The 26797-nt window shown below is 44.2% G+C and carries 24 protein-coding genes; 12 read left to right on the top strand and 12 right to left on the bottom strand.

Annotated elements, in window-relative coordinates:
* The first annotated feature begins 91 nt into the window (after positions 1-91).
* The 6 genes from rpmI to BK026_RS02965 all read left to right on the top strand — a co-directional run bounded on the left by rpmI (position 92) and on the right by BK026_RS02965 (position 5280).
* Positions 92-289, top strand: a complete 198-nt coding sequence (rpmI, locus tag BK026_RS02940; RefSeq protein ID WP_012518091.1) for a 50S ribosomal protein L35 — start codon at positions 92-94, stop codon at positions 287-289.
* An 18-nt stretch (positions 290-307) separates the two neighbouring features.
* The gene (gene rplT / locus BK026_RS02945; protein WP_012518092.1) at positions 308-664 is read left to right on the top strand and encodes a 50S ribosomal protein L20; all 357 of its coding nucleotides are present in this window, start codon (positions 308-310) and stop codon (positions 662-664) included.
* Between the two features lie 270 nt (positions 665-934).
* Positions 935-1915 carry a phenylalanine--tRNA ligase subunit alpha gene (gene pheS, locus BK026_RS02950; protein ID WP_015066912.1) on the top strand — a complete coding sequence of 327 codons (981 nt, stop codon included), beginning with the start codon at positions 935-937 and terminating at the stop codon, positions 1913-1915.
* A gap of 14 nt (positions 1916-1929) precedes the next feature.
* Positions 1930-4317 (top strand): phenylalanine--tRNA ligase subunit beta, encoded by a 2388-nt coding sequence (gene pheT / locus BK026_RS02955; protein WP_071814474.1) that lies wholly within the window; start codon positions 1930-1932, stop codon positions 4315-4317.
* A gap of 3 nt (positions 4318-4320) precedes the next feature.
* A complete protein-coding gene (gene ihfA, locus BK026_RS02960) occupies positions 4321-4620 on the top strand; it encodes an integration host factor subunit alpha (RefSeq protein ID WP_014949129.1) in 300 nt (99 codons plus the stop codon).
* A 114-nt stretch (positions 4621-4734) separates the two neighbouring features.
* Positions 4735-5280 carry a hypothetical protein gene (locus BK026_RS02965; protein ID WP_071814475.1) on the top strand — a complete coding sequence of 182 codons (546 nt, stop codon included), beginning with the start codon at positions 4735-4737 and terminating at the stop codon, positions 5278-5280.
* A 72-nt stretch (positions 5281-5352) separates the two neighbouring features.
* Here the strand turns inward: BK026_RS02965 and ybaK are convergent, their stop codons facing one another.
* The gene (gene ybaK / locus BK026_RS02970; protein WP_071814476.1) at positions 5353-5823 is read right to left on the bottom strand and encodes a Cys-tRNA(Pro) deacylase; all 471 of its coding nucleotides are present in this window, start codon (positions 5821-5823) and stop codon (positions 5353-5355) included.
* Entirely contained in the window at positions 5820-8210 is a 2391-nt protein-coding gene (locus BK026_RS02975) for a penicillin acylase family protein (protein ID WP_071814477.1), read from the bottom strand. The genes ybaK and BK026_RS02975 overlap by 4 nt, the downstream gene beginning before the upstream one ends.
* Before the next feature lie 98 nt (positions 8211-8308).
* Between BK026_RS02975 and nagZ the strand changes: the two genes are divergently transcribed.
* Positions 8309-9310, top strand: coding sequence for a beta-N-acetylhexosaminidase (gene nagZ, locus BK026_RS02980; protein WP_071814478.1), 1002 nt, complete (start codon positions 8309-8311; stop codon positions 9308-9310).
* A 69-nt stretch (positions 9311-9379) separates the two neighbouring features.
* Here nagZ and BK026_RS02985 read toward each other — a convergent pair whose 3' ends face one another.
* From BK026_RS02985 to BK026_RS02995, 3 genes are read right to left on the bottom strand one after another with little or no spacing between them, the layout of a single operon-like run.
* Positions 9380-10876, bottom strand: coding sequence for a CsiV family protein (locus BK026_RS02985; RefSeq protein ID WP_071814479.1), 1497 nt, complete (start codon positions 10874-10876; stop codon positions 9380-9382).
* A 1-nt stretch (position 10877) separates the two neighbouring features.
* Complete coding sequence (mfd, locus tag BK026_RS02990; RefSeq protein WP_071814480.1) at positions 10878-14375, bottom strand: transcription-repair coupling factor; 3498 nt, start codon at positions 14373-14375, stop codon at positions 10878-10880.
* A gap of 58 nt (positions 14376-14433) precedes the next feature.
* Entirely contained in the window at positions 14434-15027 is a 594-nt protein-coding gene (locus BK026_RS02995) for a PilZ domain-containing protein (RefSeq protein ID WP_371264943.1), read from the bottom strand.
* 180 nt (positions 15028-15207) lie between these two features.
* On the opposite strand from BK026_RS02995, the gene BK026_RS03000 reads away from it, so the two are divergent.
* Both BK026_RS03000 and BK026_RS03005 read left to right on the top strand, forming a co-directional pair.
* Positions 15208-16545: a lipoprotein-releasing ABC transporter permease subunit gene (locus BK026_RS03000; protein ID WP_071814482.1), complete on the top strand. Its 1338-nt coding sequence runs from the start codon at positions 15208-15210 to the stop codon at positions 16543-16545.
* 77 nt (positions 16546-16622) lie between these two features.
* Positions 16623-17186 carry a phosphoribosyltransferase gene (locus BK026_RS03005; RefSeq protein ID WP_071814483.1) on the top strand — a complete coding sequence of 188 codons (564 nt, stop codon included), beginning with the start codon at positions 16623-16625 and terminating at the stop codon, positions 17184-17186.
* 22 nt (positions 17187-17208) lie between these two features.
* Here BK026_RS03005 and BK026_RS03010 read toward each other — a convergent pair whose 3' ends face one another.
* From BK026_RS03010 to BK026_RS03030, 5 genes are all read right to left on the bottom strand, one after another.
* Positions 17209-18639: a sensor histidine kinase gene (locus BK026_RS03010; protein ID WP_071814484.1), complete on the bottom strand. Its 1431-nt coding sequence runs from the start codon at positions 18637-18639 to the stop codon at positions 17209-17211.
* Positions 18636-19811, bottom strand: a complete 1176-nt coding sequence (locus BK026_RS03015; RefSeq protein ID WP_071814485.1) for an FIST signal transduction protein — start codon at positions 19809-19811, stop codon at positions 18636-18638. Before BK026_RS03015 ends, BK026_RS03010 begins: the two co-directional genes overlap by 4 nt.
* An 84-nt stretch (positions 19812-19895) precedes the next feature.
* On the bottom strand, positions 19896-20537 hold the full coding sequence (locus BK026_RS03020) for an energy-coupling factor ABC transporter permease (RefSeq protein ID WP_071817460.1): 642 nt from the start codon (positions 20535-20537) through the stop codon (positions 19896-19898).
* A 30-nt stretch (positions 20538-20567) separates the two neighbouring features.
* Positions 20568-21377, bottom strand: a complete 810-nt coding sequence (gene xthA, locus BK026_RS03025) for an exodeoxyribonuclease III (RefSeq protein WP_071814486.1) — start codon at positions 21375-21377, stop codon at positions 20568-20570.
* A gap of 123 nt (positions 21378-21500) precedes the next feature.
* On the bottom strand, positions 21501-22187 hold the full coding sequence (locus tag BK026_RS03030; protein ID WP_071814487.1) for a hypothetical protein: 687 nt from the start codon (positions 22185-22187) through the stop codon (positions 21501-21503).
* Positions 22188-22513: 326 nt separating this feature from the next.
* Between BK026_RS03030 and BK026_RS03035 the strand changes: the two genes are divergently transcribed.
* Both BK026_RS03035 and BK026_RS03040 read left to right on the top strand, forming a co-directional pair.
* Positions 22514-22906: a DUF2750 domain-containing protein gene (locus BK026_RS03035; protein ID WP_071814488.1), complete on the top strand. Its 393-nt coding sequence runs from the start codon at positions 22514-22516 to the stop codon at positions 22904-22906.
* Positions 22907-22943: 37 nt separating this feature from the next.
* The gene (locus BK026_RS03040) at positions 22944-23333 is read left to right on the top strand and encodes a SufE family protein (RefSeq protein WP_071814489.1); all 390 of its coding nucleotides are present in this window, start codon (positions 22944-22946) and stop codon (positions 23331-23333) included.
* Here the strand turns inward: BK026_RS03040 and BK026_RS03045 are convergent.
* Complete coding sequence (locus BK026_RS03045; RefSeq protein WP_071814490.1) at positions 23330-24580, bottom strand: glycosyltransferase; 1251 nt, start codon at positions 24578-24580, stop codon at positions 23330-23332. The two genes, BK026_RS03040 and BK026_RS03045, sit on opposite strands and share 4 nt — an antisense overlap.
* 372 nt (positions 24581-24952) lie before the next feature.
* Between BK026_RS03045 and BK026_RS03050 the strand changes: the two genes are divergently transcribed.
* A complete protein-coding gene (locus tag BK026_RS03050; protein ID WP_071814491.1) occupies positions 24953-25801 on the top strand; it encodes an HDOD domain-containing protein in 849 nt (282 codons plus the stop codon).
* An 18-nt stretch (positions 25802-25819) separates the two neighbouring features.
* On the opposite strand, the gene BK026_RS03055 is transcribed toward BK026_RS03050, so the two are convergent.
* Entirely contained in the window at positions 25820-26635 is an 816-nt protein-coding gene (locus BK026_RS03055) for an acyl-CoA thioesterase II (RefSeq protein WP_071814492.1), read from the bottom strand.
* Between the last annotated feature and the right edge of the window lie 162 nt (positions 26636-26797).

Consider the following 26797-nt stretch of genomic DNA (forward strand, 5'->3'; position numbering starts at 1 on the left):
CACCCTTAAACACCTTGCTGCTAAACATTAACCGGTATGAAGTGACTGCAACACGAAAAATACCGATACTAAACAATGCGGAGTTTTAGCAATGCCTAAAATGAAAACTGTAAGCGGTGCCGCCAAACGTTTTAAGAAAACGGGTTCTGGCCGCTTTAAAAGCAAACAGTCTCACTTACGTCACATTCTGACTAAGAAGAGCTCTAAGCGTAAACGTCACCTTCGTGGCAAGAAACTGGTTCATGACTCTGATACCAAATTGGTTCAGCGCATGTTGCCTTACGTATAAGACTTAGGAGACTGATTAATGGCTAGAGTAAAACGCGGCACTATCGCACGTGCTCGTCACAAAAAAGTCCTCAAGCAGGCAAAAGGTTATTACGGCGCACGTTCACGTGTATATCGCGTAGCGGTACAAGCTGTAACTAAAGCTGGTCAATATGCTTACCGTGACCGTCGTCAGCGCAAGCGTCAATTCCGTCAACTATGGATTGCACGTATCAATGCTGCTGCTCGTCAAAATGGTATGTCATACAGCCGTTTCATTAACGGTTTGAAGAAAGCGTCTGTTGAAATCGATCGTAAGATCCTTGCCGACATCGCAGTACATGACAAAGCAGCTTTCAGCGCACTAGTCGAAGCGGCTAAAGGCGCATTAGCTTAATTATTAACTAATTAAGTTTAAGTTCTTTCGGGGAAAGGCGAGCAGGATGCTCGCCTTTTTCTTTTCTGCCTCTATGAAATAGCACCGCCAGGCTAAGATCCCTTCAAAAAGTCATTTTTTAATAGAAAATTTGTCAATATCAGTTATCTAGGCTAGCCCTTATAACAGTCACTCGTGTAAACTATCGCTTTTATTTCAGGCAAGCCTTAGCGCACAGAATAATTCTTCCTATGCTTTGGCCATGCAGTCATCATGTAAATTGAGGAAAACATGGAGCTTGACGCTATTATCAATCAGGCACAAAGCCAGATTGACGCTGCACAAGACGCAGCTACATTAGACCAAGTTAGGGTCGAATTCATGGGTAAGAAAGGTAAACTTACCGACTTACTTAAAGGGCTTGGAAAGTTATCTAACGAAGAACGTCCTGCCGCGGGCCAAAAGATTAACCAAGCTAAGCAGGTTATTCAGCAAGCTATTTCTGCAAAAGGCGAGTTTTTACGCACTGAAGAGCTTAACAAAAAGCTAGCAGAAGAAGCCATAGATGTAACGTTACCTGGTCGTACAGAAAAGCCAGGAAACTTACACCCGGTTAGCCGCACAATTGCGCGCATTGAATCTTTCTTTGGTGAGCTTGGTTTCTCGGTAAAGACCGGCCCTGAAATTGAAGATGGTTTCCACAACTTCGACGCGCTGAACATTCCTGCGAATCACCCAGCGCGTGCCGATCACGATACCTTTTATTTCAACCCAGACATGATGCTTCGTACGCAAACCTCTGGTGTTCAAATTCGTACTATGGAAGCGGAAAAGCCACCATTGCGTATTATTTCGCCAGGCCGTGTGTATCGTAACGACTACGATCAAACCCACACGCCAATGTTCCACCAAGTGGAAGGTTTGATGGTTGATAAGAATGTTAGTTTTACCGATCTTAAAGGTATTTTGCACGACTTCTTACATCACTTCTTTGAAGAGTCGTTAGAAATTCGCTTCCGTCCGTCATATTTCCCGTTTACTGAGCCTTCAGCAGAAGTAGACGTAATGGGTAAAAACGGTCAGTGGCTTGAAGTATTGGGCTGCGGCATGGTGCACCCAAATGTACTTAAAGCTGTGGGTATCGACCCAGAAGAGTACACAGGTTTTGCCTTTGGTATGGGCGTAGAGCGCTTAACTATGCTTCGTTACGGTGTTAACGACTTGCGCGCGTTCTTTGAAAACGATCTTCGTTTCCTTAAGCAGTTCAACTAAGGCAGAGAGTACACATGAAATTCAGTGAAAAATGGTTAAGAGAGTGGGTTAACCCGTCGCTGTCGGCACATGAGCTGTCTGAACAGTTGAGCATGGCTGGCCTAGAAGTAGACGGCGTTGAGCCAGTGGCAGGCGATTTTAAAGGCGTGCTAGTAGGTGAAGTGGTTGAGTGTGGTCAGCATCCTAACGCCGATAAACTGCGCGTAACTAAAATAAACGTAGGTGGCGATGAGCTACTTGATATCGTTTGTGGTGCGCCTAACTGTCGTCAGGGCATTAAAGTAGCGGTAGCGGTTGTTGGCGCTGTATTGCCAGGCGATTTTAAAATTAAGAAAGCGAAGCTTCGCGGCGAGCCGTCGTTCGGCATGCTTTGTAGCTTCTCTGAGCTAGGTATTAGCGACGACCACGACGGCATAATCGAGCTTCCAGCCGATGCACCTATTGGCGCAGATATTCGCGATTACCTTGGTCTTGATGACAACGCCATTGAAGTAGACCTTACACCAAACCGCGCAGACTGTTTGGGTATTCGCGGTATTGCCCGTGAAGTTGGCGTACTTAATAACCTTGACGTGTGCGAGCCTGAAGTAGCTACCCTAGACGCAACTATTGATGATAAATTATCAATTACGTTAAGCGCTGACGACGCGTGCCCACGTTATTTGGGCCGTGTGGTTAAGGGCGTTAATGTTAAAGCAGCATCGCCACTGTGGTTAGTTGAAAAGCTACGTCGTTGCGGTATTCGCAGCATCGACCCCATTGTTGATGTGACTAACTTTGTATTGTTAGAGCTTGGTCAGCCAATGCACGCGTTTAACCTAGCCAGCATTGAAGGCAACATCAACGTGCGTATGGCAAAAGAAGGCGAAACGCTTACGCTACTTGACGAAACCGAAGCTAAGTTACAAAGCAATACGTTAGTTATTGCTGATGACAACAAAGCGTTAGCTATGGCGGGTATTTTCGGCGGCTTACACTCTGGTGTAACTTCTGAAACACAAGACATTTTGCTTGAAAGTGCGTTCTTTAGCCGTGATGCGATTATGGGCCGTGCCCGTCAGTACGGTTTGCATACTGATGCGTCGCACCGCTATGAGCGTGGTGTAGACCCGCTACTTCAGCGCAAAGCCATGGAGCGCGCTACTGCACTGGTACTAGAAATTTGCGGTGGTGAAGCTGGCCCTGTTGTTGAAGCCGTGGCTGAAGACAAGCTACCCAAGCAGGCTACGGTTACGCTTCGTCGCGAACGTTTGTCTCGTGTACTAGGTATTAGCATTGACGATGCGAAAGTAACGGAAATGCTAAACCGCCTTGGTTTAGACGTTACGCAAACTGAAGCAGGCTGGGAAGCGGTTGCGCCAAGCTATCGTTTCGATATTTCAATTGAAGAAGATTTGATTGAAGAAATTGCGCGCGTATACGGCTACAACAACATTCCAAACGTGGCACCAAAAGCGACGTTGGCAATGCTACCTTCGCAAGAAGCCAAGCTGCCGCTAAACACTATGAAGTCGTTGCTACTTAGCCGTGGCTACAATGAAGCAATTACTTACTCGTTTGTAGACCCTAAAATTCAAAACGCATTATTCCCAGACGTAAAAGGTATGGTGCTACCACACCCAATTTCATCTGATATGTCGGTAATGCGTGTAAGTTTATGGCCGGGTTTGCTAGGTGCGACTGCTTATAATCAAAAGCGTCAGCAGCAACGTGTTCGCATGTTTGAAACCGGATTACGCTTTATTCCTCAACAAGATGCGCCAAATGGTGTATTGCAACAGCAAGTAATTGGTGGTGTAGTAGCAGGGCGTCGTAATGAAGAACATTGGGACTTGGGCGACAGCCCGGTTGATTTCTTCGATGCAAAAGCCGATGTTGAGGCGTTATTGGCACTTACAGGCAGAACCGGTGAGTTCCAGTTCGTTACAGGGCAACACAGTGCGTTACACCCTGGCATGACGGCAAAAATTTTGCTTAATGATGAAGAAGTTGGCTATATTGGTGCTATACACCCGCAGTTCACTAAATTGCTTGGTGTTAACGGCCGTGTATTTGTGTTCGAACTAGTGGTAGATGCCATTACCGATCGCAAGTTACCGTCAGCTGTACCAGTATCGCGCTTCCCATCGAATCGCCGTGATATTGCTATTACGGTTAAAGATGAAGTGCGTGTAGGGAATGTTCTTTCTTACATAGAAAATATTGGCGTAAATCAACTAGTTGCTCTAAACTTGTTTGATGAGTACAAAGGCAAGGGAATTGAGCCTGGCTACAAGAGCCTTGCTTTGTCACTTCATTTACAAGATCCGGATAAAACCTTGGAAGAAGCTGAGATTCAGCAAGCTGTAGATACTGTGGTTAAAGGTCTGGAATCTGAGTTTGGGGCCGCGTTAAGAGAGTAAACTATGGCATTGACCAAAGCCGAGATGGCTGAACACCTATTCGAGAAACTAGGCATTAACAAGCGTGATGCGAAGGATCTGGTAGAGCTTTTTTTCGAAGAGATTAAAGGCGCTCTGGAATCTGGTGAGCAAGTAAAACTGTCAGGTTTTGGCAACTTTGACCTGCGTGATAAAAACGAACGTCCTGGCCGTAACCCTAAAACTGGTGAAGACATTCCAATTAAAGCGCGCCGAGTGGTGACATTCCGCCCAGGTCAAAAATTGAAAAGCCGAGTCGAAAACTCTGCACCTGTCGACCAATAATCTTTAGGTCGTTACAATACTGAAAAAGAGCGGGATCTCTCGCTCTTTTTGTATTGCTTCTTTTATACAGTGCACCCGCACTGAATTTCATATGCAATTTCTTTGGAGGAAAGTGTGAAAAAAGCACTTGTTGTTCTTGCTATTATTGTTTTCGCTACCTTTGCATGGTTTGCTTATTTGTCGGTAGATGCAGACAACCGAGATCAAGATGCAGCGCAAGTTCCACTTATAACGGTAATGGAAATTCTGCACGCAAGCGATTTGCAGGCAGGCGTTAAGCAGGCTGTTAAAAACGGCAATGAAGAAAACGTAGACGCGTGGATGGCTCAGGCCCGTGAAGTAGGGCAGGCTGCTAACTTGTCACCTGAAGATATGGATTATCTTAATTCAGAGACGGCGAAAGACTACGTAATTTTTAATGCCAAACGCCAGCTGTATAACGAAGCCTTTGAAGCACGCTATTACGCGCTAGAAGATGTAGATGTGCTTAAAGAGCAATATCCTGAAGCCAAAGACTTGTTTGCTCGCACAGATGCGTTGATTGAAAAACGCGACGCAATTATTCAACAAATTGCGGTAGCTATTTCGGGCAACGAACAGCCTGATGAAGCGGCGCTTGAAGAAGCGCGCAAACAGTGGTTAGCGCAGGCGAGTAATTAAGCAGTCGCATAACCAAAAGCTGCATTGTGAGTTTTCGCTAACGCAGCTAACCATATATTGGGTTGTAATAAGTTAATTTACCGAAATATCCGCAAATTTAGCGCTTGTTAGCAAAGCTAAATCGGCAGGAGAAAGCGCCACTTCTAACCCTCGCTTTCCCGCGCTTACGTGCATAGTAGCAAGGCCTTCAGCACTTTTGTGAATTACGCTGGCTAACCGCTTTTTCTGGCCCAACGGGCTCACACCGCCTAAAACATAGCCCGTGCTTGCAATAACTGCATCAGCATTGGCCATTGCAACTTTTTTGACCCCTAACGCTTTAGCCATTTTTTTCTCGCTGAGTTTCTGGCTAACCGGCACAATCGCCACCGCCAGTTTTTTATTGTCATCGCAAACAACCAGTGTTTTAAATACCTGGTCTACGTCAAGCTCTAGTTTTTCAGCAGCTTCTAACCCATATGATGCAGTATTAGTATCGTGCTCGTATTTCAATACCGTATGTTTTATTTTTTCTTTTAACAGCAACGTGATGGCTGGCGTCATTCGCTTTCCTGTTTGTAAAATGTTCTAGAGTGTATGATTTTACCTGGTAGAAGTGGTGTAGCAGCATGACTCGCATAATCATCAAACCCTGCTCTGAAAAAAGACGACAGAGGATGACCAGACTGACCACCGGGTAAAGTGAGTATGGCATCGTCTAAATGTCCTGGACTCACAAAGAATCGCTCAGAAGCACCAAAAGAAGGAGCCTGAACGGCCGGCATATAAGTGTCGCCAAAGCCTTTTACCTTTGCCATATTTAAGTATTGTCCAAGGAGGGGAATTTGACCTGCAAAAGGATGTTCAATTGATAGTTGGTTTACATTACCCCACGCTAGCATTTCCATATTAGCGTCTTTGGGAGAGTAATTATCAAGTAGCGTGTGTTTTGTGCGGCGATAAGCATCCACTAAGAGTTCGTCAAACGTTTCTGTGTCTTTAGGTAGCCAGCTCTCTGGTTGACTGTAAATAAGTTGCCATGCGGCCGGTTCAATACCGCGTAGCAGTGTACGGCTCTCTACGCCTTGAGCATCAAGCTGAGATAGTATGCCGCCAAAGAGTGTTTGAATGACTTCCTGCCTGAAATGTTTTACCAAGGTGTAACCTACAGAGTCCTCACATGCACACGCCTTCCATGAGTTCAAATACGCGAGGTCTGATTTAAATTCCACATCCTGCAGTTCTAGCAACCCGTAGAGTAGGTTGTGCCATGGAATAAGAAACTGTGCATGGTTATCTAACTGAATGGCGTAAAAGTCATTTTCAGTAAACGTATCTTTTTCGAAAAGACGGTCGCGGATCTGCTGTCCACGCGCCCCAAGTGCATATCCGCCGTCACCAAATCGGTTAAAATCATGACTGGAAATGACGCGTGCGTTTGCGGTCCAGATCCGACCCATTTCAGGGTTTACAACCTGAGGAAGGACTTCTGCACGCGCAGCAGGGTGCCGTATTTGCTGTTCAGTTACTGACCTAAATGAAGCTTGTTTTCTTTCCATTACCGCACCACCTGGCAACCATGCGGCTCTACCCTGACTGTCTACTACGACGAGATTTTGCGTTGGTATTGCGATGCGCTTACCAACTTGGATTGCGTCGTTTACATTGCGAGCAAGGCCGAAATCAACAATGCTCAAGTTCGATGAAAATGGGTGATGCGCCACCCAGTTTAGCGCATATCTCTTTCCATTTAGCTCTCTAACGGGACCATACTTGCTTTTCTGTATTTTGAACTCATGTTCACCATTGGGCAGAAGTATGCGTTCGGTTATCGTTTCAACAGGCGTGTCTTCATCAAGTGCTATCCAGTCTACATTGTCTAAGTTCGCGTTGGTAAAGCCCCATGCGATATGATTATTGGTACCTACTACAATTCCAGGTAAGCCCGGCAGTGAAACGCCAGTTATCTGTACGTCCTTACCAGATTCTTGATAGTTAAGTTGAGCGCGATACCAAATGACAGGTACACGGAGGCCCAAATGCATGTCATTGGCCAGTAAACCTGAGCCAGACTGAGTGTGTGCTCCTGTGACTGCCCAGTTGTTACTCCCAATGTCAGGCAACTCAGTACCTTGATATTGCGCTCGCTTGGCAGCAGTATTAGTGTCATGACTTACCGCAAGTAAATCGCTTTGGTTTGTATTTATCTGCTTGCCTTCTTGGTGGAGAAACGCAGTGTTAGAGAGGGCCGCCTCCGGATAATCAGGTACTTTTCCTTCAAAGCGCGGGATAATAGAAGCATCTAATGCGGCTTGGTAGTTGCTTGGCTGCGTGATGAATTGATAGATAGCATCGCCAAACGTGCTTTGTAGTGCGGTTCGCGCCAAGTCGAAGTCCACCTGACTACCTTGAAGGTCTAGGTACATACTATAAATGACTAAAATACTGTCTGTAGGCTTCCATTGGTTTATCTCAACGCCAGCTGCGATATATTCGAAGGGTGGAAGCGTCAATTCATCAATGGCGGCATTAACGCCGTGGGCGTAGCGTATGAGTAACTCTTGCTGTTTCGATGGTAAGTTATCAAAAACGGTATAAGCACGCTGTTGAAATTGATGAAAACGCGCCGCTTTATCAATTTCAAGAGCAGCGTCGCCCACCCATTGTGACAAGCTGCCCGATGCAGATCTACGTTGAAGATCCATTTGAAAAAGCCTGTCTTGTGCATGTGCGAACCCCAAAGCATAAGCTGCATCAAACACATTGCTGGCTTCTATTACGGCATGTCCTATTTCATCGCGAGAAAGTGACGTCGGCTGATCTACGTGATGTGTCTTACTATTCCCATCAAGGATCGGCAAGCTCAAATGAAGGGTAAGGTAAAGTGTAGCAGAAAGAATTATCACCAAAGTGACAATCGCTAAGAGTAACCATTTAAGCCAATTTATCACGTGTAAAACCCCGTTTTTTTCTCTATCCTAACGACAGATTGAGCAAAATAGAAGTGATGTTTTATGACATTGTTTAAGGTGGTCCTGTGGGACCGTTGATGTTGGATTGTAAGGCAGAGGAACTTCTGCCTGAAGAGAGAGAAAAACTTGCGCATCCAGTGGTAGGAGGCGTTATTTTGTTTACGCGCAACTACCATGACAAACGTCAGCTTTCTGCGCTGATCAAGGACATCCGTGCTAGCGCTAACAGGCCCGTTCTCGTAGCGGTTGACCATGAGGGAGGACGAGTACAGCGGTTTCGCCATGAGTTCACATTGTTGCCTGCCATGGGGGATTTGTCTTCAGGTAATAAGACGACGATGCAAAGCGATGCTTATGCCAAAGCCTGTGGGCTCATAATGGCATACGAGCTAAAAAGCCTTGATATTGATTTTAGTTTTGCCCCCGTTTTAGACATTAACGGTGTTTCGCAAGTTATCGGTGACAGGGCGTTTGCTGACAATTCTGATGACGTAGTAAGGTTGGCCGCTGCACTCATTGAAGGGCTGAAAATGGTCAACATGCCCGCTGTAGGAAAGCATTTTCCGGGACATGGCAGTGTAGCTCCTGATTCGCACATTGCATTACCCGTAGATGAACGTGACTTTGCGCAAATTAACAGCACCGACATGATAACCTTTTCACGTTTAATACAGAAAAACCTCTTAGACGGTGTGATGCCGGCGCATGTTATTTATAGCAAGGTATGTGGTGATCCTGCGGGTTTCTCTGATTATTGGTTACAAACGGTACTCAAGCAGAGATTAGGCTTCAGGGGCGCTATATTTTCTGATGACTTGTCGATGCATGGTGCCAGTGTTGCTGGTAGCTATATTGACCGCGCTGAGGCTGCAATAAAAGCCGGGTGCGATATAGTACTGGCCTGCAATAACCCAAAAGGGGCAGAAGAAATTCTCGATGGATTGGAGAGCAACGTTGCGCAACAAATCACAAAGTATGGCGAACCTAAAAACAATGCGTTGCATTTTTATGGACGCAAGATGCCTACTGGCCTGAAAAATAAGTACGCGGATGCATTGTCACTGCTTAACAAGCTGTAAAAACGCATCATGTTTCGCCCACTGAACGTTCGATGGGCGAGTTTTCGAGCATTACATTGAACCTGTTTACTACTCAGATTCAGTTGCGGGGCGATTGTAGCGTCGTATCTGTACGACAAATCCGAAAAGTGGGTGGTCGAAATAGTGGAGTTGCTTACTGATAACGCGGCGCTGCTCGGTAAGCGGCACCGACACTAACTTATATTTCTCAGGCTGTTCGTTGTTTGCGATGCTGTTTTTCTGGTGTGAACGCTTTGTCGTATCCATCAACTCGTTTTCAGAAAAATAGCTCAGCGGTACAGGTTGTCGGTAGAACATATCTCCATCGATATGTAGGTAAGGAACGCGATTAATATACTTTAGAAAGATTTTTATCGTGCCGTCTACCTCCCAGATTGGGGTGCGTAACGACGGATCAGTCATATCAGATAGGTCTTCATCGGCTAATATCGGGGTATTAAGCGTATTAAGTGCATGGAATGGGACGACATCAGGTGAATCAAGGCGTGAATCTAACCTTACGAAAAAGTCGTTAGCAGCACTCATTGCGCTTCTTGTGTCTTCATCGGCCTTAATATACTCGCTCGATGATACCATGGTAGCATCAGCTTCACGGTTGTATCGCTGTTCTCCGTCTAAATTGAACTGACTTGCGTAGTTAGCTCCACCATACAGTCTAACATTGAACGCTTTATCTTTACCGAACAAAACGGGTTGTCGCCACGTCACGTGGAAAAGGCGCTCCAAACTGGAGTTCGACCTAATCTGGCGTGATATTGACGTAAGTGCCTGCTGTTCGCTGGTAAGTAGGTGAGCGCCCGTTGCTTGCGGCCAATCATGCCCCTCTACAGTAATGGGGAGGTTATTGGGCGCGGGAAGCTTGTTATTGGGTGTATTGACATACCACACCGTTGTAATGTTGCCACCTTGATTATCCCAATCCATTGAGATGTAAGGGGACTGAGTCTCGCAGTAAGAAAACGATGGAACAGATATTTGGCCTAAGTCATCAACGCCAAAAAAACTCAGCCAATGCTCAGCTATGTCCTGGGCGTCTGGCACTTCGTCGTCCATTTCTAAATCGACGCTTGTATTATTGTCTAAAGCGGTTTGAATACTTTGATAATATCGACTATCGCTTTCGCCTGAGGCTCGTTTTTCGTCAACACCGGGTAGGGGCTGTTCCTCGCTGTCCGGGTAACGTTTACTGCTATTCGCGTTCGCCATTAATGTTGTGTGTTCAGCAACCGCTTCGTAGGCCATAAAGGTAGAACTAAGCGAATTTTCTGACCATGTATGATTGCTATCACTGCAGGTTTTCAAACCTTGTTTGAGCCAACTAATATCCGGCGCAATCACATCGCTGATTATATCTGCTTCGGCGCGCGGCGCAGCGAGAGTATTTGCAAGTGAAAACTGCTCTTCTAAACTATTAAGAGAAGCATTGCGTTTGAAGGCGATAACCTCAATATCGAACCACCAGTCATCATTAGCCTGTAATGGGACTGAATTAAAAGCAAGCGCGCTAAATGGTATAAATAAACAGCACCAGCGGAATAACTTCATGTTACCGCGACTCCTTTGCAAAATCGGCAATAATATCGCTAATAAACGCGATGCGCTCTTTAGCTGTTTCGGTCTTTTTCACCAAACGCAGTTTTTGGCTTCCTTCAAACTTAAAGGTGTTGGGTTTGGTTTGTACCAAGCTGATAATAAAGCCCGGGTTGACCTTGGTAGTTTCTTTAAACTCTATGGTACCGCCTTGGGCCGACAAGTCCACTTTTAGAATGCCTAAGTCTTGGGCTTTTAGTTTAATTTCAGCCACCTCTATCAAGTTTTTAGCAGGCTCTGGTAACAGACCAAAACGGTCGATACATTCAACCTGGAACTCGTCAATATCTTCTTGCGTTGTGCAGCTTGCCAAGCGTTTGTATAGCGATAGGCGGGTGTTAACGTCGGCAATGTAGTCTTCAGGCAACAGGGCTGGAATACGTAATTCAACCTCGGTGTGGCCTGATGTTGCATCGTCTAATGACGGCTCTCTACCTTCTTTAAGCGCGTTAACGGCTTTATCAAGCATGTCCATGTATAAGCTAAAACCAATGCTAGCAATTTGGCCTGATTGGTCATCGCCTAACAGCTCGCCCGCACCACGAATTTCTAAGTCGTGGGTAGCAAGGGCGAAACCTGCACCTAAATCTTCAAGCTGAGATATCGCTTCTAAACGTTTTACCGCATCTTTGGTCATGCGCTTTGGATGGGGCGTTAACAAGTAGGCGTATGCTTGGTGATGGGAACGACCCACACGGCCGCGAAGCTGGTGTAGCTGCGCCAAACCTAAATGGTCGGCTCTATCCATAATAATGGTGTTGGCACTAGGTACGTCGATACCTGTTTCAATGATAGTGGTACACACTAACACGTTGTAACGCTGGTGGTAGAAGTCGCTCATTACGCCTTCTAGCTCGCGCTCGCGCATTTGACCGTGGCCCACTGCAATACGGGCTTCGGGAACAATTTCGGCAATTTCTTCGGCTGTTCGTGCAATGCTATCCACTTCATTGTGAAGGAAGTAAACCTGACCACCACGCAAAATTTCACGCATAATGGCTTCGCGAATAACGGCTTTGTTACGCTGCTGCACAAAGGTTTTAATTGATAAACGACGTGCAGGGGCTGTGGCAATAATCGATAAGTCGCGCATGCCAGATAGCGCCATGTTAAGCGTACGTGGAATAGGTGTAGCGGTAAGGGTTAGAATATCGACATCGGCACGCAGTGACTTAAGCTTCTCTTTTTGACGTACGCCAAAGCGGTGTTCTTCGTCGATGATCACAAGGCCTAAGTCTTTATATTTAATATCGCTAGACAGTAACTTATGTGTGCCCACTACGATATCTACTTTGCCTTCGCCGATACGCTCAACCACAGATTTTTGCGCTTTGCCGCTTACAAAGCGGCTCATGACTTCAATTTCAAACGGCCATGCCGCAAAACGGTCTTTAAAGTTCTCATAGTGTTGCTGCGCAAGCAGGGTGGTAGGCACTAATATGGCCACCTGTTTACCAGCATTAGCGGCAAGGAAAGCAGCTCGCATTGCAACTTCAGTCTTACCGAAGCCAACGTCACCACATACTAAACGGTCCATTGCAGATGGGCTTCCCATATCGTGCATAACCGCAGCTATGGCTTGGGCTTGGTCGGGCGTTTCTTCAAAAGGGAAGCTGTCTGAAAATGCTTGGTAGTCGTCCCAATTAATCTTGTAGGCAAAACCTGGCTTGGCTGCACGGCGGGCGTATACATCTAAAAGCTCGGCGGCTACGTCACGTACTTTTTCAGCGGCCTTTTGCTTGGCCTTTGACCATGCGTCAGAGCCTAGGGCGCTAACTGGCGCGCTGTCTGCGTCGCCACCGGTGTAGCGTGAAATTAAGTGAAGCGAGGCCACGGGCACATAAAGCTTAGACTGCTTGGCGTACTCAATACACAAATATTCGGTTGCTACACCGCCTGCATCTAGTGTTTGTAGCCCTAGATAACGGCCAACGCCGTGATCTAAGTGTACAACCGGTTGGCCAATAGAAAGTTCGGCCAAGTTACGGATAATGGCGCTTTCGTCGGTGGCAGTGCGTTTATCGCGAAGACGACGCTGACTAACTTTCTGGCCTAATAGCTCTGTTTCTGTAATGAATAACAGCTCGCCTTCCTGAGTTTGCCAGCGAAAGCTGTTATCAACCATACCCACCGTGATACCAATAGTATCGTGGCTTGCTGTGAAGTCGCTAAAGCTATCAACAATCTTTGGCTTAATGCCCGCTTTAGCCAGAACGGTTAGCAAGCCTTCTCGTCTGCCTTGGGTTTCAGCACAAAACAGTACTTTAGCCCCGTTGTCAGTGGCGTGATTTACGGTTTTAATAAGTCGTTCAGCAGGTACTTTTTTCTGCGAGTTAATCGCAATGTCATCAAGCTTTTCACACTGTAGGTTGGTAGAGCCTTGTTTTTCTTCAAGTACCTTGCTGGAAAGGGATGCTCTAGGCCACTGTTTAATGGCCCCGAACAGCTCGTTAATAGGTAAAAATAGTTCGTCTGGCGCGAGCAATGGGCGGGCTAGGTTGTAGCGATATTGCTCGTAGCGTTCTTGCACGTCGGCCCAGAAAAATTCGCTAGCGTCCTGCACGTCGCCGTGAAGTAATAACAGGCTTTTCGGGTGAAGGTAGTCAAAGAGCGTGGCGGTTTTTTCAAAGAAAAGGGGGAGGTAATACTCCACACCGCTTGGCATGGTGCCTTTGCTTACCTGAGAAAATACGCTCTCAGATGCATTGTTTGCATCGAACTTTTCTAAAAACTGCTGGCGGAAAAGGGTGATTGCTTCTTTATCTGTTGGGAATTCACGGGCAGGTAACAAACGAATTTTATTTACCGCTTCGCCTGAGCGTTGAGTTTCAGTATCGAAATAGCGAATAGAGTCGATTTCATCGTCGAATAAATCTATACGAAACGGCTGGTCGCTTCCCATAGGAAAGAGGTCGATAATGCTGCCGCGTACAGAAAATTCGCTGTGGCTCATTACTTGGCTTACATGCAGGTAGCCAGCTTGCTCTAGGTTTCGTCTGAATTGATCTCTGTCTAATGTGTCGCCCTTATTTAGCATTAGTAGGTACTTTGCTAAATAGTCGGTAGGGGCAAGACGCTGCATTAACGTGTTAACGGGCACAATAAAAATGCCTTCACCTTGCTGGGTAAAACGGAACAGAGTTTCTAGTCGCTGAGAAACGATGTCTTGATGGGGTGAAAACGAATCGTAGGGCAGCGTTTCCCAATCTGGAAATAAGGTAATGGGCGTATTTTTTGTATTATCGCTCAAAAAGAACGCTATTTCTTTTTCAAGCTTCATTGCCGAGGGAGTGTCGGCGGTAATCAGTACAATCGGGCCTTGATACTGGCTAAGGGCTTGGCTTATACATAGCGCGGCGCTACTGCCTTGAAGTTGGCCCCACTGTTTGTGATCTTGTGATGAGGCTTCTTTTTTAGGCGCAGGTAATGGAAGCGATAATAAAGTGGCTGTCATGACGTCCTGTTTTTTAAGTGCAAGATGAGTTGTACGGCTTATATACTGTTGTTAGGGGTTATTCAGATCCCGCTTTTTTCTCTTTCGCCCGTTTTCTTAACTGTTGAGTTTGAATATGTAAACTGGCGCGAACTAGAAGCTCCTGATCTTGCTCTCGAATAGTATTAAAAATAAAAGCGATATGGTAACTATCTTCTACTTGCTCGCAAGTAATAACTTCGCCATAGCAAAAAATAGCGGCCGCTTCTGCATCAAGAAAAAGTTTAAGTTCAGCTTTGAGACCTATTTCTAACGGCGATGAAGTTTCAATAACCACGCCGCCGCCACCAAATTTAACAGACTTATGCCGCAATCCCGGGTCGTCTTGTTGATGGAGCACGAACGACATCATTAGGTCTATTTTGCGAGATTGAAGATTTAAAAACTCAGCGAGTGTCTCTGCGTGATCACCTAAATTTCTTAGTGGGCGAAGTGCCTGGGCTTCTATCGCAGCCATTTCGCTGGCAATGCGAAACGCATAGGGCATAGCATCTTCAATATGCTCTTCATCAGGGACAGCTTCATCTACATCTAAAGGGCGCATATTCACGTTTATGCTATGCACAATTGAGAAGTATTCATCGAATTGGGCTTTTTTTTCTTCTATGCTCATAGTGTTCACAACATTCCTCGGCCACTAATTCTTGTGCAGCCAGTAGCTTACACGTAGTATAGCTACTTTACTATTTTAGGGGTAACCCGTCATCTTAGCTTTCGCCATTTATCTTGTCGTGGCACAAATAAGTTGAGCTTACGACGAGTCGAATAACCGATTTACTGTAAAACAGGTGCTATGTTTTATCCTCTCTCAGCGTTTATTGCTTACCGGTATGCTAAATCTAATAGAGCCAGTCAGACGAGTTTCGTCTCATTCATTAATCGTTTTTCTGTCGCAGGTATTGCGCTCGGTCTGACAGCGTTGATCATTGTTGTATCCGTTATGAACGGATTGGAAGGGCAATTGAAGCAGCGCATTTTAGGCATTGTCCCGCATATTGAAGTTGCTTTAACGCCTACAGAATTTGTGAATAAAGTGAACAGCATCACTCATGCTGATAATCATCATCGCGAGAGTGAAAAAACACTAGCGCAAGACAATGAAGCATCTAATTCTGAAAGATCGCTTGTTGAACCTTTAGGAAATTTAAGTAAAACAATAACGGGAGTGATAGCGCATATGCCCTACAGGGAAGCTGAGGCGGTTGTCCAGTCTCGCTCGGATTTACGTGGTGTGCAGGTTCACGGCGTACTTCCTTCTACCATGCTCGACAATACGCTAGTGGCAAAGCAAATGGAGTTCGGCTCTTTTGACGCACTAACACCCGGCAGTTTTAACGCCATTATCGGACGTGCATTGGCCGTGAAGCTTGATACACGATTAGGCGATAAACTCAGAGTAATGGTTGCAGGAGCCAGTGTTTACACTCCGTTCGGTAGAATGCCAAGTCAGCGGCTTGTAACCGTGGTGGGTGTTTTTGATATGGGCTCTCAGATGGATGATAAAGTTATCTATATGAATGTTCATGACGCCAACCGTTTAATGCGTGATCCGAAGGGCCAGGGAATGTCAGTACGCTTGTTTTTAGATGACGCTTTCGATTATTTAACTGTAATAAAAACGCTGTCTGATTCTATGGATATTTCAAAAAAGCATGTTAAAACGTGGCGAGAAAGGCAAGGACCGCTTTTCGATGCAGTTAAAATGGAAAAAAACATGATGATGTTAATGTTGCTACTTATTGTAGCGGTTGCCGCATTTAACATTGTCTCGGCATTGGTCATGGTAGTCACAGAGAAACAAGGAGATATTGCGGTTTTACAAACTCAGGGAATGTTGCCTCGCACAATAATGTGGATATTTGTGCTCAATGGTTTATTCAATGGATTAAAAGGCGCAGGCATTGGCTTACTGTTGGGGGTGTTAATAACGCTGCAACTGAATAATATTTTAATGCTCATAGGCTCGCCGCTAGCTCTTGCAGCTGATGGAAGCGGGCTCCCAATAGACATGAATATCGTCCAAATAGTCAGCATAACGGGGCTATCTTTATTACTATGTGTGGCCGCAAGTTTATATCCTGCATTGAAAGCAATGAAAATACAGCCATCTCAAGCGCTACAAAACGAATAATTCGTTGAAATTACCGTGCAAATATCGACGGAATTCTCTATACTCGCGGTCTTTTACACTTTGCCTAGTGAGACGTTATGAACAAGAATTTTATCACCTCGCAATCGCTTTTACAGGATTCCTTTCGCTTAGCGGCAAAGGTTTATGAAGACGGCTTCCGTCCAGATTTTATCATCGGTATTTGGCGTGGTGGTGCTCCAATTGGCATAGCAGTGCAAGAGTTTTTTGAGTTTAAAGATACGTCTACCGATCACATTGCGGTGCGCACATCTTCCTACTACGGCATCAACAAACAATCAAAGGAAATTAGAGTGCACGGCTTGCACTATCTGGTTGAAAATGCCAATGCTAACGATAAGTTATTGATTGTTGACGATGTTTTCGATTCTGGCCGTAGTGTTGATGCACTTATTAAGCAAATCAACAAACTGATGCGCCTTAATATGCCAAAAGATATCAGAATAGCGTGTCCATGGTACAAGCCTCAAAATAATACGACTGATATTGTCCCTGACTACTATGTCAATGAAAGTGATGAATGGTTGGTGTTCCCTCATGAAATCGCAGGCCTTTCCGAGGAAGAAATTCGCGAAGGTAAAGGTGAGCTTGCAGATGTTATGGATATTTTATTTGATAAATAAACTGCCCAGGCATTAAGTAGTGTTACGCTGAAGCCGCATTTTCATGCGGCTTTTTACCCTCTTTTGCTATTGGAAAGGTAAGTGTAAACGTTGTGCCGACATTCACTTCACTCTCCACGCTAATACTTCCACCCATCGCCTCGACAATCGAGAATGATATGTACAGCCCTAAACCGGTTCCTTTTCCCGTAGGTTTGGTTGTATAAAAAGGTTCAAATAGCTTTGGAAGTTCATGTTTTTCAATGCCGCATCCCGTGTCTTGTATTTTTAGATACACGCACTTGTCTTTTTTGTTTTCAGCGCTGATAAGAGTAAGTATTCCGCCACTATCCATGGCCTGCGCAGCATTCACGAACAAATTGACAAGCACTTGGTTCAGTTTACCTGTTTTGCCGTAAACTAATGGCGTATCTTGTAAATCTTGCACGATTTTTACTTTGTGTTTCAGTTCACTGTTGACCAGTCTTAGCGCGTGAGCAACGCATTCACTAACGTTGACCGTATCATCCTCGCTAATATCGGCATCGTGCGAGAAAGAACGAAGACTAGTAATGATATCGTTAACTCTGTTGAGGCCATCTTCTGATTCATTACAGATATCTGCTATCTCATCACTAAGAGAATCAATTTTGTTTTCCTGCTTCCACTTTATGGCCTGCTTCATAATGTGATTGCGTTCGCTATCAGAAACGCTAGCGGCAAGTGAAAGGACAATATTTTGCATGCTAGAGAGTGCAGGCAACACATTTTTAAGGAAGTGCATATTGCTGTTTATAAAAGCGATGGGATTGTTTATTTCATGTGCAACACCGGCCGCGAGAAGACCCAATGACGCCATTTTTTCTGCATCGATAAGGCTTTTTTCGACTTTTGCTTTTTCTTCTTTCAGGCGAACCGTTTCAAGAGCCATTAATTTGGCCTGCATGCTCATCGCAATTTGTTCGGTAAAGGTTCTGTAACGATTCGCCATGTCAACGTACTCTTGCGTGTAAAAGCCCAGAGTATCATGACAAAAAACAATGACAGCACGTTCCTGATGAACATTGAATGGGCAATAAAGTACTGATTTTACTGACGTATCGAAAAGGTGAAGATGTTGTTTCCACGAAGGTTGTGATGTGATGTTGAATAATGCAACCGGCGAACTTTTAACTGCCCTTGAAAGCGTGTCATCAATTTGCCAAAGCGTGCCAAGTAATGGAGCATGCGTACTATTAGTACAGCACAGTGTTCCTTGGCTATCGTTTTCTAAAACAAAACACGCTTTGTAGTGGTATAGCTTTTTGAAAATATGAAAAATCTTGTCATAAAGGTCTTTCTCATTTTTAGCCGTAAGTAATGCACGCGTGCCCTCTAGTAATGCATCGCTTTCTCGTTTATGCGCTTCTGCTTGTTCTTTTAACCTGTAGACTAACGCTAAGTCTTCCAGTAGGTTCTCATAATCTTTTGTCATACGGAGAACACTACCGCTGAAATCATAAGGTTTCCGTGCCTGTTTCGACCATCTAAAAACCTACCTTGTTCGCCAAAAGTAAACGTGCCGCAAAATGGAATGCTGTCAAACTCTTTGTGAAGCGCTACCAGCATTTTGTCAATTTCGTCCCCCACCATCAGCCTGCATCCAGCGCAATAAATCATTAGCACACCTACAGGTTTTCTACCCTCAGGAAGAAGCATAATAGCATTGCTGACGACTCGCTCGGCTCGCGCGGTTAGGCTAGAAATACTCCCTTCCATTAGCACAAGTTCTTCGTTTTCTAACACTTCAGAAAAAACGTTGAGTGCCCCATTTTCATCGACTTGATCTGGGTGACACAATAAATAATTAACTGCTCCGTTGTTTAACGTAACGGGTCTCCCTAACGGTGCAGACGAGGTGAGCCCCAAAATTTGACCACCAGATAACTGGTTATTAATGAGCCCGTTGGTGGCGTCGTTATAAGCTATGCTAGCTGGCAAACCATTGAGTTCTACAAGCTTTCTTCCTACTGCTTTTGTGAGAGTAAAAGTAGTATCAGTTGGTTTGTAACCGGAACTGTAGCTAAAACTGATAGGTGTAGAAGGATACATGACAGCGACGATAACAGTGTCGGAACCACCTGTATTTTGCGCGGCGTTATACCATTCTCCAGAGACTGTATTGTCGGCACAAGAGCCCCCAAAGACAGGGATATGTTCTCCGACAACACTAGCGATACCACGTAAGGTTTGTTCTTCTTCACCGGTGCACAATGCGCACCAGATGAGTGAAGGGCTTTCAAACGGCCGCTTGGCGTTTTCAAGCGCGTTTAAAATAGCGTTCCTACCTGCTTCAAAAGCAGTGCTATTTGATACTTCTGCACTGCCGACTCCATAAGCGCCGTTTTCGTCTGAAATGCAAAACATACTCACTGAGGCACTGGGGGTCTGTATATCAGCATTACAATGCAAAGCGCCTAAACAAGACGAAGACACGAGAAAAGATGCGCAGTGTCGTGAGATTGCTGTGGCAATCTCCTGATAATGAACCAAGCAGTTGCTATAACAAACAATTAATTCATAGTGACTATTGCTTAGCTTTTGTTGGACATCGGCACTTAAATCTAACCCAGATTTTTTTTCAATACTAAATGAGTCAACATTCATTCTGAAGGAAACCTACTATTCGATTGTTTAATAATAGACCGATTTGAAAAAAAGCGACTCAATCTTTAGTTGTAAGCTTGTGATTTACTTATCCAAATAGAATTTATCGTGGAAAGTATATACCCACGCAGGGTGATAAATAACGAGAAGTGTAATTGCCATGCCATTGAGCAAGGCCTCTGGGAAAACTAATAATGGAATGAGAAGTACATAGTTATCGAAAATAACATCCCAGGTATAGATACCATCTGCGAAGTAAAACATACCCAAACAAATGGTCTTCAGTGCAATGGATAGTGCCGCTGGAAAAAATGCGCACACGAATATATACACGAAAAGTTGCCTTGGAATATGGTGAAAAGACAGCATATAAAATAGGTAAGTTATGGAAATGGGTAAAATATTTCCAAGCAATCCAGCAACACCAAAGTTGGCCCAGTTTCCATAGCCAACGAGATAAGCACCTAAAAAAGCGATGAGTGATGAAATAACCGCTAGCCTGAAGCCTAACATTAAAGTGACGACGGTTAGGCCTAAAAAGTGAACATCTAGGCCGTCAAAAATACCGGCTTTGAATAACCAAAGTACGAACAAAGAAGCAGCGGCCCCAAACACAAGATGTTGTTGGCGTTTGTTGTTAGCAAAGTGTACGAGGTCCGTATACCTAAATGCAGATACTAGGAATATTCCATAGGCTAACAAGCCAAAAATTTGCAGTGTACTCACCACTACTCCTCGTTCGCTATCTTGAGTTCTTTAAACCGCGTAGGTCGCCCAAATTGGGGCATGATCTGAAGGTTTTTCTATTCCTCTTAATTCATAATCGATGTCTGCTAATTCAAGCTTTTCATGGAGCGATTTGGTGGCTAGGATCAAATCGATTCGCAGGCCTCGATTGTCGTTAAAGCCTTTTGAGCGGTAATCAAACCATGAAAACTTCTCGTTAGTGCCAGGATTCAAAGTGCGAAAACTGTCTTCAAAGCCCCAATCTAACAAGGTATTCAGCCACTCTCTTTCTTCTGGCAAAAAACTACATTTACCGGTTCGTAACCAACGCTTTCGATTTTCTTCCCCAATACCAATGTCTAAATCAGTGTGAGAGATATTCATGTCACCCATAACAATTATGTTGTCGTCAGGCGAGTGATGGTTATTTAAATAAGCCATTAAATCTTGGTAAAATTTTCGCTTTGCTGGGTACTTGGTCTCATGCTTTTGATTTTCGCCTTGCGGGAAATAGCCGTTGAGCACTGTTACGGGCTGCCCTGAACTATCCGTGGTTTTTAGCATTATCATCCTGCGTTGAGCATCTTCATCATCTGTTGGGAAACCCATTGAAACTGAGATGGGCTCTTTTTTAGAAAGAAACGCTACGCCATAGTGGCTCTTCTGACCGTGAAAATGCACGTGGTAGCCCATAGATGCTATTGCATCAACCGGGAATTGCTCATTGTGTACTTTGATTTCCTGAAGACCTATGACGTCTGGATCGTGCTTATCAATGACGGCTTGAAGCTGGTGCAGACGAGCGCGAATACCATTGATATTAAAAGAAATAACTTTCATGCTGTTTAATACTTATGTCGAAATGCGAAAAACAAGAGCTTACCAGAATTATCACAAGCAATTAATGGCTAAGTGCCTAATGATAGAGCATTATAGAGAGGATATTGATTAAGTTTATTTATATCAGGTTGAGTGTGTGAACTTCTCATTTTTTTGGGATTGACTACCTAAATTAATAAGAATTTCGAACCAGTCATTCGCGTCATTTACAACGCGGCTAGCAAAATCTTCAGTCTTATCAGTAAACTCCGGCAATAATTCATCTACACCTTGCTTGTATGACACCCAAGACTTGGCGCAACTTGCCATACAACGGTAATAGTTCGTGGGGATTGAACGTTGCAACTCTTGTAAGCGCCTTAAAATAACATTAGCCCCCATTGACGAGCCTAACCAAACGTACATACCTGAAATTGCTTGTGTAATCGATGACTCAAATAGGCCATCATTTATCAGCGCCAATTGTGTTGTATCGGTGGCTGCTAGATTACCGCAAAAATGTTGATGTGGTGTTGTTTTATCGGCTTCTTTCAACAGCTTATTTATTTGTTGGGTGTCTTGTTGTATTGCGTTTAACACTTCCTCTGTATTAAGAAAGCCGGTATTGACAAAAAAAGGGTGAAATCTTTGTGCTTTCTTAACTGCGCGTTGAACGCATTGGTGAAAAATTCCCATCACACAGAGCACATCGCGATAAGTCTCGAGGCAAAACGTTTGTTCGTTATGATAGAGATTAAACGGATAAGAGTCCTCTAAAGCTTGGTGACTCGCTTGGGTGTCTTGTTTGAGTTGCGTAAATAAATTTTGCATTGGTACGTTGTAATTCTACTTTCAGTTACATGGTGCATATTTTTAAGTATTGAACCTAATATTGCGAAGCGTTCTTAACAGGTGTCTTTTAGCATCATTTACGTACGAAGAAGTACGTGCGTTTTCTGCCTTATTATGGGTGTCTATGTATTTGAAAATCAATATCTTGTTTGTCTTTAATTTAGTAGCAATTCAACGGTAGTGTTTAACAAAAGCCCTTCTTTGTGATTTACACCCTTATAATGCAGCGAAAGATTTGGCGTTGTTTATTGCGCCAATGCACTTTGTGAGTATACTTGCGGCAAATTTGTTGAAAGGTAGAAATTGTGTTCCCAGAAACCATATCGGAAAAATTGAGTGACGCCGTCATTGAACAAGCAATGAAGTTAACTGCAGAAGATAGACAAGAGTTGGTGGTAAGCTATGCAGAAAAGTCAAAAGAATTGTGGCTTGTTCAAGGGGCTGAGGGATTTGTTATGTTTGAGGGAGAACAACAGGTGCAGCTTCCCATCTTTCCTCATAAAGATTTGACCGACACGTTTATATCGATGAATGGTATTGAGGGGCAAAGCGTAAGTATTACGCTAGATGAATTTAAATCGACATGGCTGCCGGGGCTAGAAAAAAACGGCGTAGAACTCGTGATGTTTCCTACCACAAGCGATGCTGAAAATCTCGTAATGACAGCAAATGATTTACTGGCAGCGTTTGATAATTAACGGTTGATTTTTTAACTGTTAGCTAGGGAATACTTTAATGCAAGACAATGACTTATTACCCCTCGCACGCTCCTTGGCTCAGTCGAAAGGGTGGGACTTATTTACCCGCAATCTCATGATAGCCGGAAAGTCATTGCAACCTCTATCAGAAGAAATGCGTAATGAAAAAAACGCAGTTGAAGGTTGTGAAAGCCCTGTTTGGTTGTGTATTGAAACAGAAGCAGGCGTGTTGTACGCCTATTCACCCAGTAAAATTATCAGGGGTGTACTGGCAGTTCTACTTGAAAAAGCAAACGAACTGACACCCGTGCAAAGAGCGGTGTTTGATTTTGATACCTATCTAAGGCAGTGTCAGTTGACGCGTTACTTGAGTCAGTCTCGTGGAAACGGAATTAAATCAGTCATTGACCGATTAAAAGTGCTTTAACTTTTGTTTTTCGCCTCTATCCACTGACTCATATATTTTGTGGCGGTTAGGGTTTGATGCCATACCAGGCCCTGTAAAAATAGCGGCTTGCGATGGACATCAATATTATTAGCAATTTCCAACATTATATCTGTAAGTGTTGCTTTTGGTACGTTTTCAACAAATCGTTTGAGCACAAACTCACTTTTTTCGCTTTCAGATAGCCAAGATTGATAATTTGAGTACAGATTAACCGCAGCGCTTACGAATTCCTCTACTGCCCCTTCTTTTTCTAATACCGCCGGGCAAATTTTTCCTGGCCAGGTGTGATGAGCTTCATCGCTATGTATTATCCCTTCAGCCCCAACCCATGTGGTGATGCTTGGTGTTTTACAAACCATTGCGTCAAGAAGCTTTCCTTTTATACCTGCGCCGAAGCGGATAGGGGAGATTAAAATCTTTGCGTTACTCATCACTTCACAGGCATTATCTGCCCAGCCCTTTATTAAAAAGCCTTGCTTGCTGTTGTGTAACTGCATGGCCTTTTTGGGTAAATAGGAGCCGTAAATATGCAGTTCAGCATCAGGAAGCTGACGTTTTATAGCAGGCCATATGTGCTGTTTTAATTGAAGTACAGCGTCCCAATTCGGCGCATGACGAAAGTTACCAATATGTATGAAATGTGACCGATTTTCGAAGGTAGGTAATTCGCTGACATGTTTTTGGACGGGCAGGGGGCTGTAATAAAGCTGTTTTGGTGGTACCCGATAGTGGTCTGTCAGCAAATGCAATTCGTGGTGAGAAATAACAAGGGTAAGATCACTGCGTAATATTGAAGCGATTTCTCGCTGAGACAGTTCAGTATTCAGGTCGGCTGCAAGGGCATCACCATTACGTTTTACGCTGTCATGGCGTGCTTGCCTCAAACTGTGAAGATCTTCGGTATTCAGTATCCTGACTGCGTTAGGACAACTCTCCTTTACGCGCCATGAAAACTGCTCTTCCGTCATGTAGCGGTCAAATATTACAATGTCTGGATTTATTTTTTTTATAAGGTGGTCAAAGCTACTGCAATTAAGGGCAACTTGCTGGCAAGTTACTCCTAATGATGCCAGGTCGGCTTTGTGGTCGCTGTCTGTTGCTGCTGTGAGAAATGTCAATTCAAATCCGGCTTGACGACATGATTTTAAAATCGAAAGCATGTTTTGTCCGGCAGCAGACGATTTCGGCTCGGGCCATACATACCCAATTACCACTGTTTTTAGCATCTTTAGTTACACAATTTAGCTGTTTATTTCTGTTAATAGTTTATCACGTTTTCTAACGCATCCACTTGCGTTCCTTTTCCCTAAAATAGCTAATGCTAAAAATCTATTACAATGAGATTTTTTGATAAAAAGAGATTGCTTGTATATGTAGAGGGTTGTAAAAGATATACTTCTTTCTCAATAAGGAAAACAAAAAAGCCATAAGCCAAAACAGTTTATGGAACAAAACCATCTAATTTTGCTGTAGAAGTCATACTTTTTTACTAGGCGTAAAATATTGACCAGCAAGTAAATTCGACCTATACATAATTAATAGGCATTTCTGAAAATCGATATCAACGACTGCGAGCTGCATCGGAGAAAAGTGCACAAATGAATCTAGATGAAATCGTATCAAAAGCGGAAAATTTATTTGTACTGCCCGAATCGGTCACACGCCTGAAAGCTTGCATGGATGATGAGGCGTCTAGCATCAATGATATCGGGGATATCATTTCATTCGATCCTTCTCTTGCTACTCATCTGTTACGTGTTGCTAACTCTGCTTTATATCGTTTCCCCAACAAGATAGATACTATCTCAAAAGCGGTTCAGGTTGTTGGAACTCGGTCGACTTACGATTTGGCTTTAGCTTACGGCGTGAGTCAAGCCTTCAGTGATGTTGATGGCCAAGATATTGATTTAGATAAATTTTGGGAGCAAAGCGTCTCTTGTGGTTTGTTGTCTAAATATTTTGCTGATATGCGCAATATCCGAGAGCCAGAGCGCTATTTCGTGGCTGGTTTACTACATAATATTGGCGAGCTGGTAGTGGTGTCTATAATGCGAGATTCAGCAATACGCTGTCAGGCATTTAATGCGCGTGTAACACCTGCTGAACTACAATTTGGCGTGTTGGGTTTTACTTATGCTGCATTGTCTGCGCGATTAGCAGAGAAGTGGGGCATACCAGAATCCATCTACGCGCCCATTTCAACGATACATAAAACGGAAGACAGCGGCTCGAAAAGTGTCGATCAACAGATACTACAACTTTCCTACGTGTTAGCGCTGGATAATGTAAATCCAGAGATCTATCCTAGCTATCACAATTTAAAGCCCGAACTTCATGAGCCACTTTCATTAGAGCGTGAAGACCTAGAAGATGCACTCGATATCACCAACTTGCAGTGTATTTCGGTGATATCGTTATTTAATCCCAATGCCTTCATGCTTTATTGAAGTAATTAGCGCAAGCGACTAGTCAAACACTGCCACTGTTTGGCGACTGATCGCTATAACCTCATTGTCTTTATCCCAGATAGTTGCCTCTGTATGCCCGTAGCCATCAGCCGCTTGCCGAGTATGCGCTTTGTAAGCAAACCAGTCTGTTGGCGTGACGGGTTTGTGTGGATGAATGAACTCAAGGTTCCAACTGACAGTGCTGGCGGGCGCTGGCAATTTCATCATTTGAAGAAGCGTTGGAGGCCATGCATCTATCATAGTAATAATGTGTGCATCTGTTATGCACTCGGGCGCATGCTTAAAACGCATGAAGCCATTATAGTGACTGGTTTTTCTTCGCGTAAATGGTATGCCACCGTCTTCAATCGCCAAGTCGAAATACCGCAAAAATTTCGGTGTCACTTTGGGAATTTGAGGAATAAACTTGGCTTTATTAGGGGCTGGCATCTCGTGCGTGTCGGTGTTAATCACGTTAATGGAAGATTGTCTCGCGACACCGAAGCAGGCTTGTGAAAAAACGCAGCTTTTTCCCTCTTGAATGGCATGAGCGGTGAACTGTGAAACATTCTTACCGGTTCTAAGTAGTGTTACTTCTATTGAAAATGGCGTTTCTAATGCCAGTGGCCCAACAAAGTTTGTGGTAAAGGACCGTAAAACACGTTTATCGGTAATTTGTTGCTTTACCGCACTGTAAAGCATGCCCGCAGAAATACCACCAAATGCAGTTCTGCCTTGGCCCCACGTTTTGGGTATAATTAAGCCATCCACTTTCCATGAGTTTTCAGATGTTTGAGATAATTGCGGGATATTGAGAAGTTCGTCTACTGTCATGTGATTTCATGTGGTCTGATGAGTGGAAGAGTTGTAATCCTACCTCAACCCCTAGACGACGAAAAGACTCTCTTAGAAATTTTCGTTATGTTAACAAATAAGTAACAATAAGTTGTGATTTTTTTAACCAGATGCTTAGACTGGGATTCCATCATTAATAAG

The organism is Alteromonas sp. V450, from assembly GCF_001885075.1.
In the GTDB taxonomy this organism is placed as follows: Bacteria; Pseudomonadota; Gammaproteobacteria; order Enterobacterales; family Alteromonadaceae; genus Alteromonas.

Bases quoted from the DNA above. Each gene is read 5' to 3' on its own strand.
- BK026_RS03005 (WP_071814483.1), top strand. From the start codon at position 16,623: ATGAACAAGAATTTTATCACCTCGCAATCGCTTTTACAGGATTCCTTT.
- BK026_RS03030 (WP_071814487.1), bottom strand. From the start codon at position 22,187: ATGCAAAATTTATTTACGCAACTCAAACAAGACACCCAAGCGAGTCAC.
- pheS (WP_015066912.1), top strand. From the start codon at position 935: ATGGAGCTTGACGCTATTATCAATCAGGCACAAAGCCAGATTGACGCT.
- mfd (WP_071814480.1), bottom strand. From the start codon at position 14,375: ATGACAGCCACTTTATTATCGCTTCCATTACCTGCGCCTAAAAAAGAA.
- BK026_RS02985 (WP_071814479.1), bottom strand. From the start codon at position 10,876: ATGAAGTTATTCCGCTGGTGCTGTTTATTTATACCATTTAGCGCGCTT.
- BK026_RS02995 (WP_371264943.1), bottom strand. From the start codon at position 15,027: ATGAGCATAGAAGAAAAAAAAGCCCAATTCGATGAATACTTCTCAATT.
- rplT (WP_012518092.1), top strand. From the start codon at position 308: ATGGCTAGAGTAAAACGCGGCACTATCGCACGTGCTCGTCACAAAAAA.
- BK026_RS03010 (WP_071814484.1), bottom strand. From the start codon at position 18,639: ATGACAAAAGATTATGAGAACCTACTGGAAGACTTAGCGTTAGTCTAC.
- xthA (WP_071814486.1), bottom strand. From the start codon at position 21,377: ATGAAAGTTATTTCTTTTAATATCAATGGTATTCGCGCTCGTCTGCAC.
- pheT (WP_071814474.1), top strand. From the start codon at position 1,930: ATGAAATTCAGTGAAAAATGGTTAAGAGAGTGGGTTAACCCGTCGCTG.
- rpmI (WP_012518091.1), top strand. From the start codon at position 92: ATGCCTAAAATGAAAACTGTAAGCGGTGCCGCCAAACGTTTTAAGAAA.
- BK026_RS03045 (WP_071814490.1), bottom strand. From the start codon at position 24,580: ATGCTAAAAACAGTGGTAATTGGGTATGTATGGCCCGAGCCGAAATCG.
- BK026_RS03015 (WP_071814485.1), bottom strand. From the start codon at position 19,811: ATGAATGTTGACTCATTTAGTATTGAAAAAAAATCTGGGTTAGATTTA.
- ihfA (WP_014949129.1), top strand. From the start codon at position 4,321: ATGGCATTGACCAAAGCCGAGATGGCTGAACACCTATTCGAGAAACTA.
- nagZ (WP_071814478.1), top strand. From the start codon at position 8,309: ATGTTGGATTGTAAGGCAGAGGAACTTCTGCCTGAAGAGAGAGAAAAA.
- BK026_RS03055 (WP_071814492.1), bottom strand. From the start codon at position 26,635: ATGACAGTAGACGAACTTCTCAATATCCCGCAATTATCTCAAACATCT.
- BK026_RS03000 (WP_071814482.1), top strand. From the start codon at position 15,208: ATGTTTTATCCTCTCTCAGCGTTTATTGCTTACCGGTATGCTAAATCT.
- BK026_RS03050 (WP_071814491.1), top strand. From the start codon at position 24,953: ATGAATCTAGATGAAATCGTATCAAAAGCGGAAAATTTATTTGTACTG.
- ybaK (WP_071814476.1), bottom strand. From the start codon at position 5,823: ATGACGCCAGCCATCACGTTGCTGTTAAAAGAAAAAATAAAACATACG.
- BK026_RS03040 (WP_071814489.1), top strand. From the start codon at position 22,944: ATGCAAGACAATGACTTATTACCCCTCGCACGCTCCTTGGCTCAGTCG.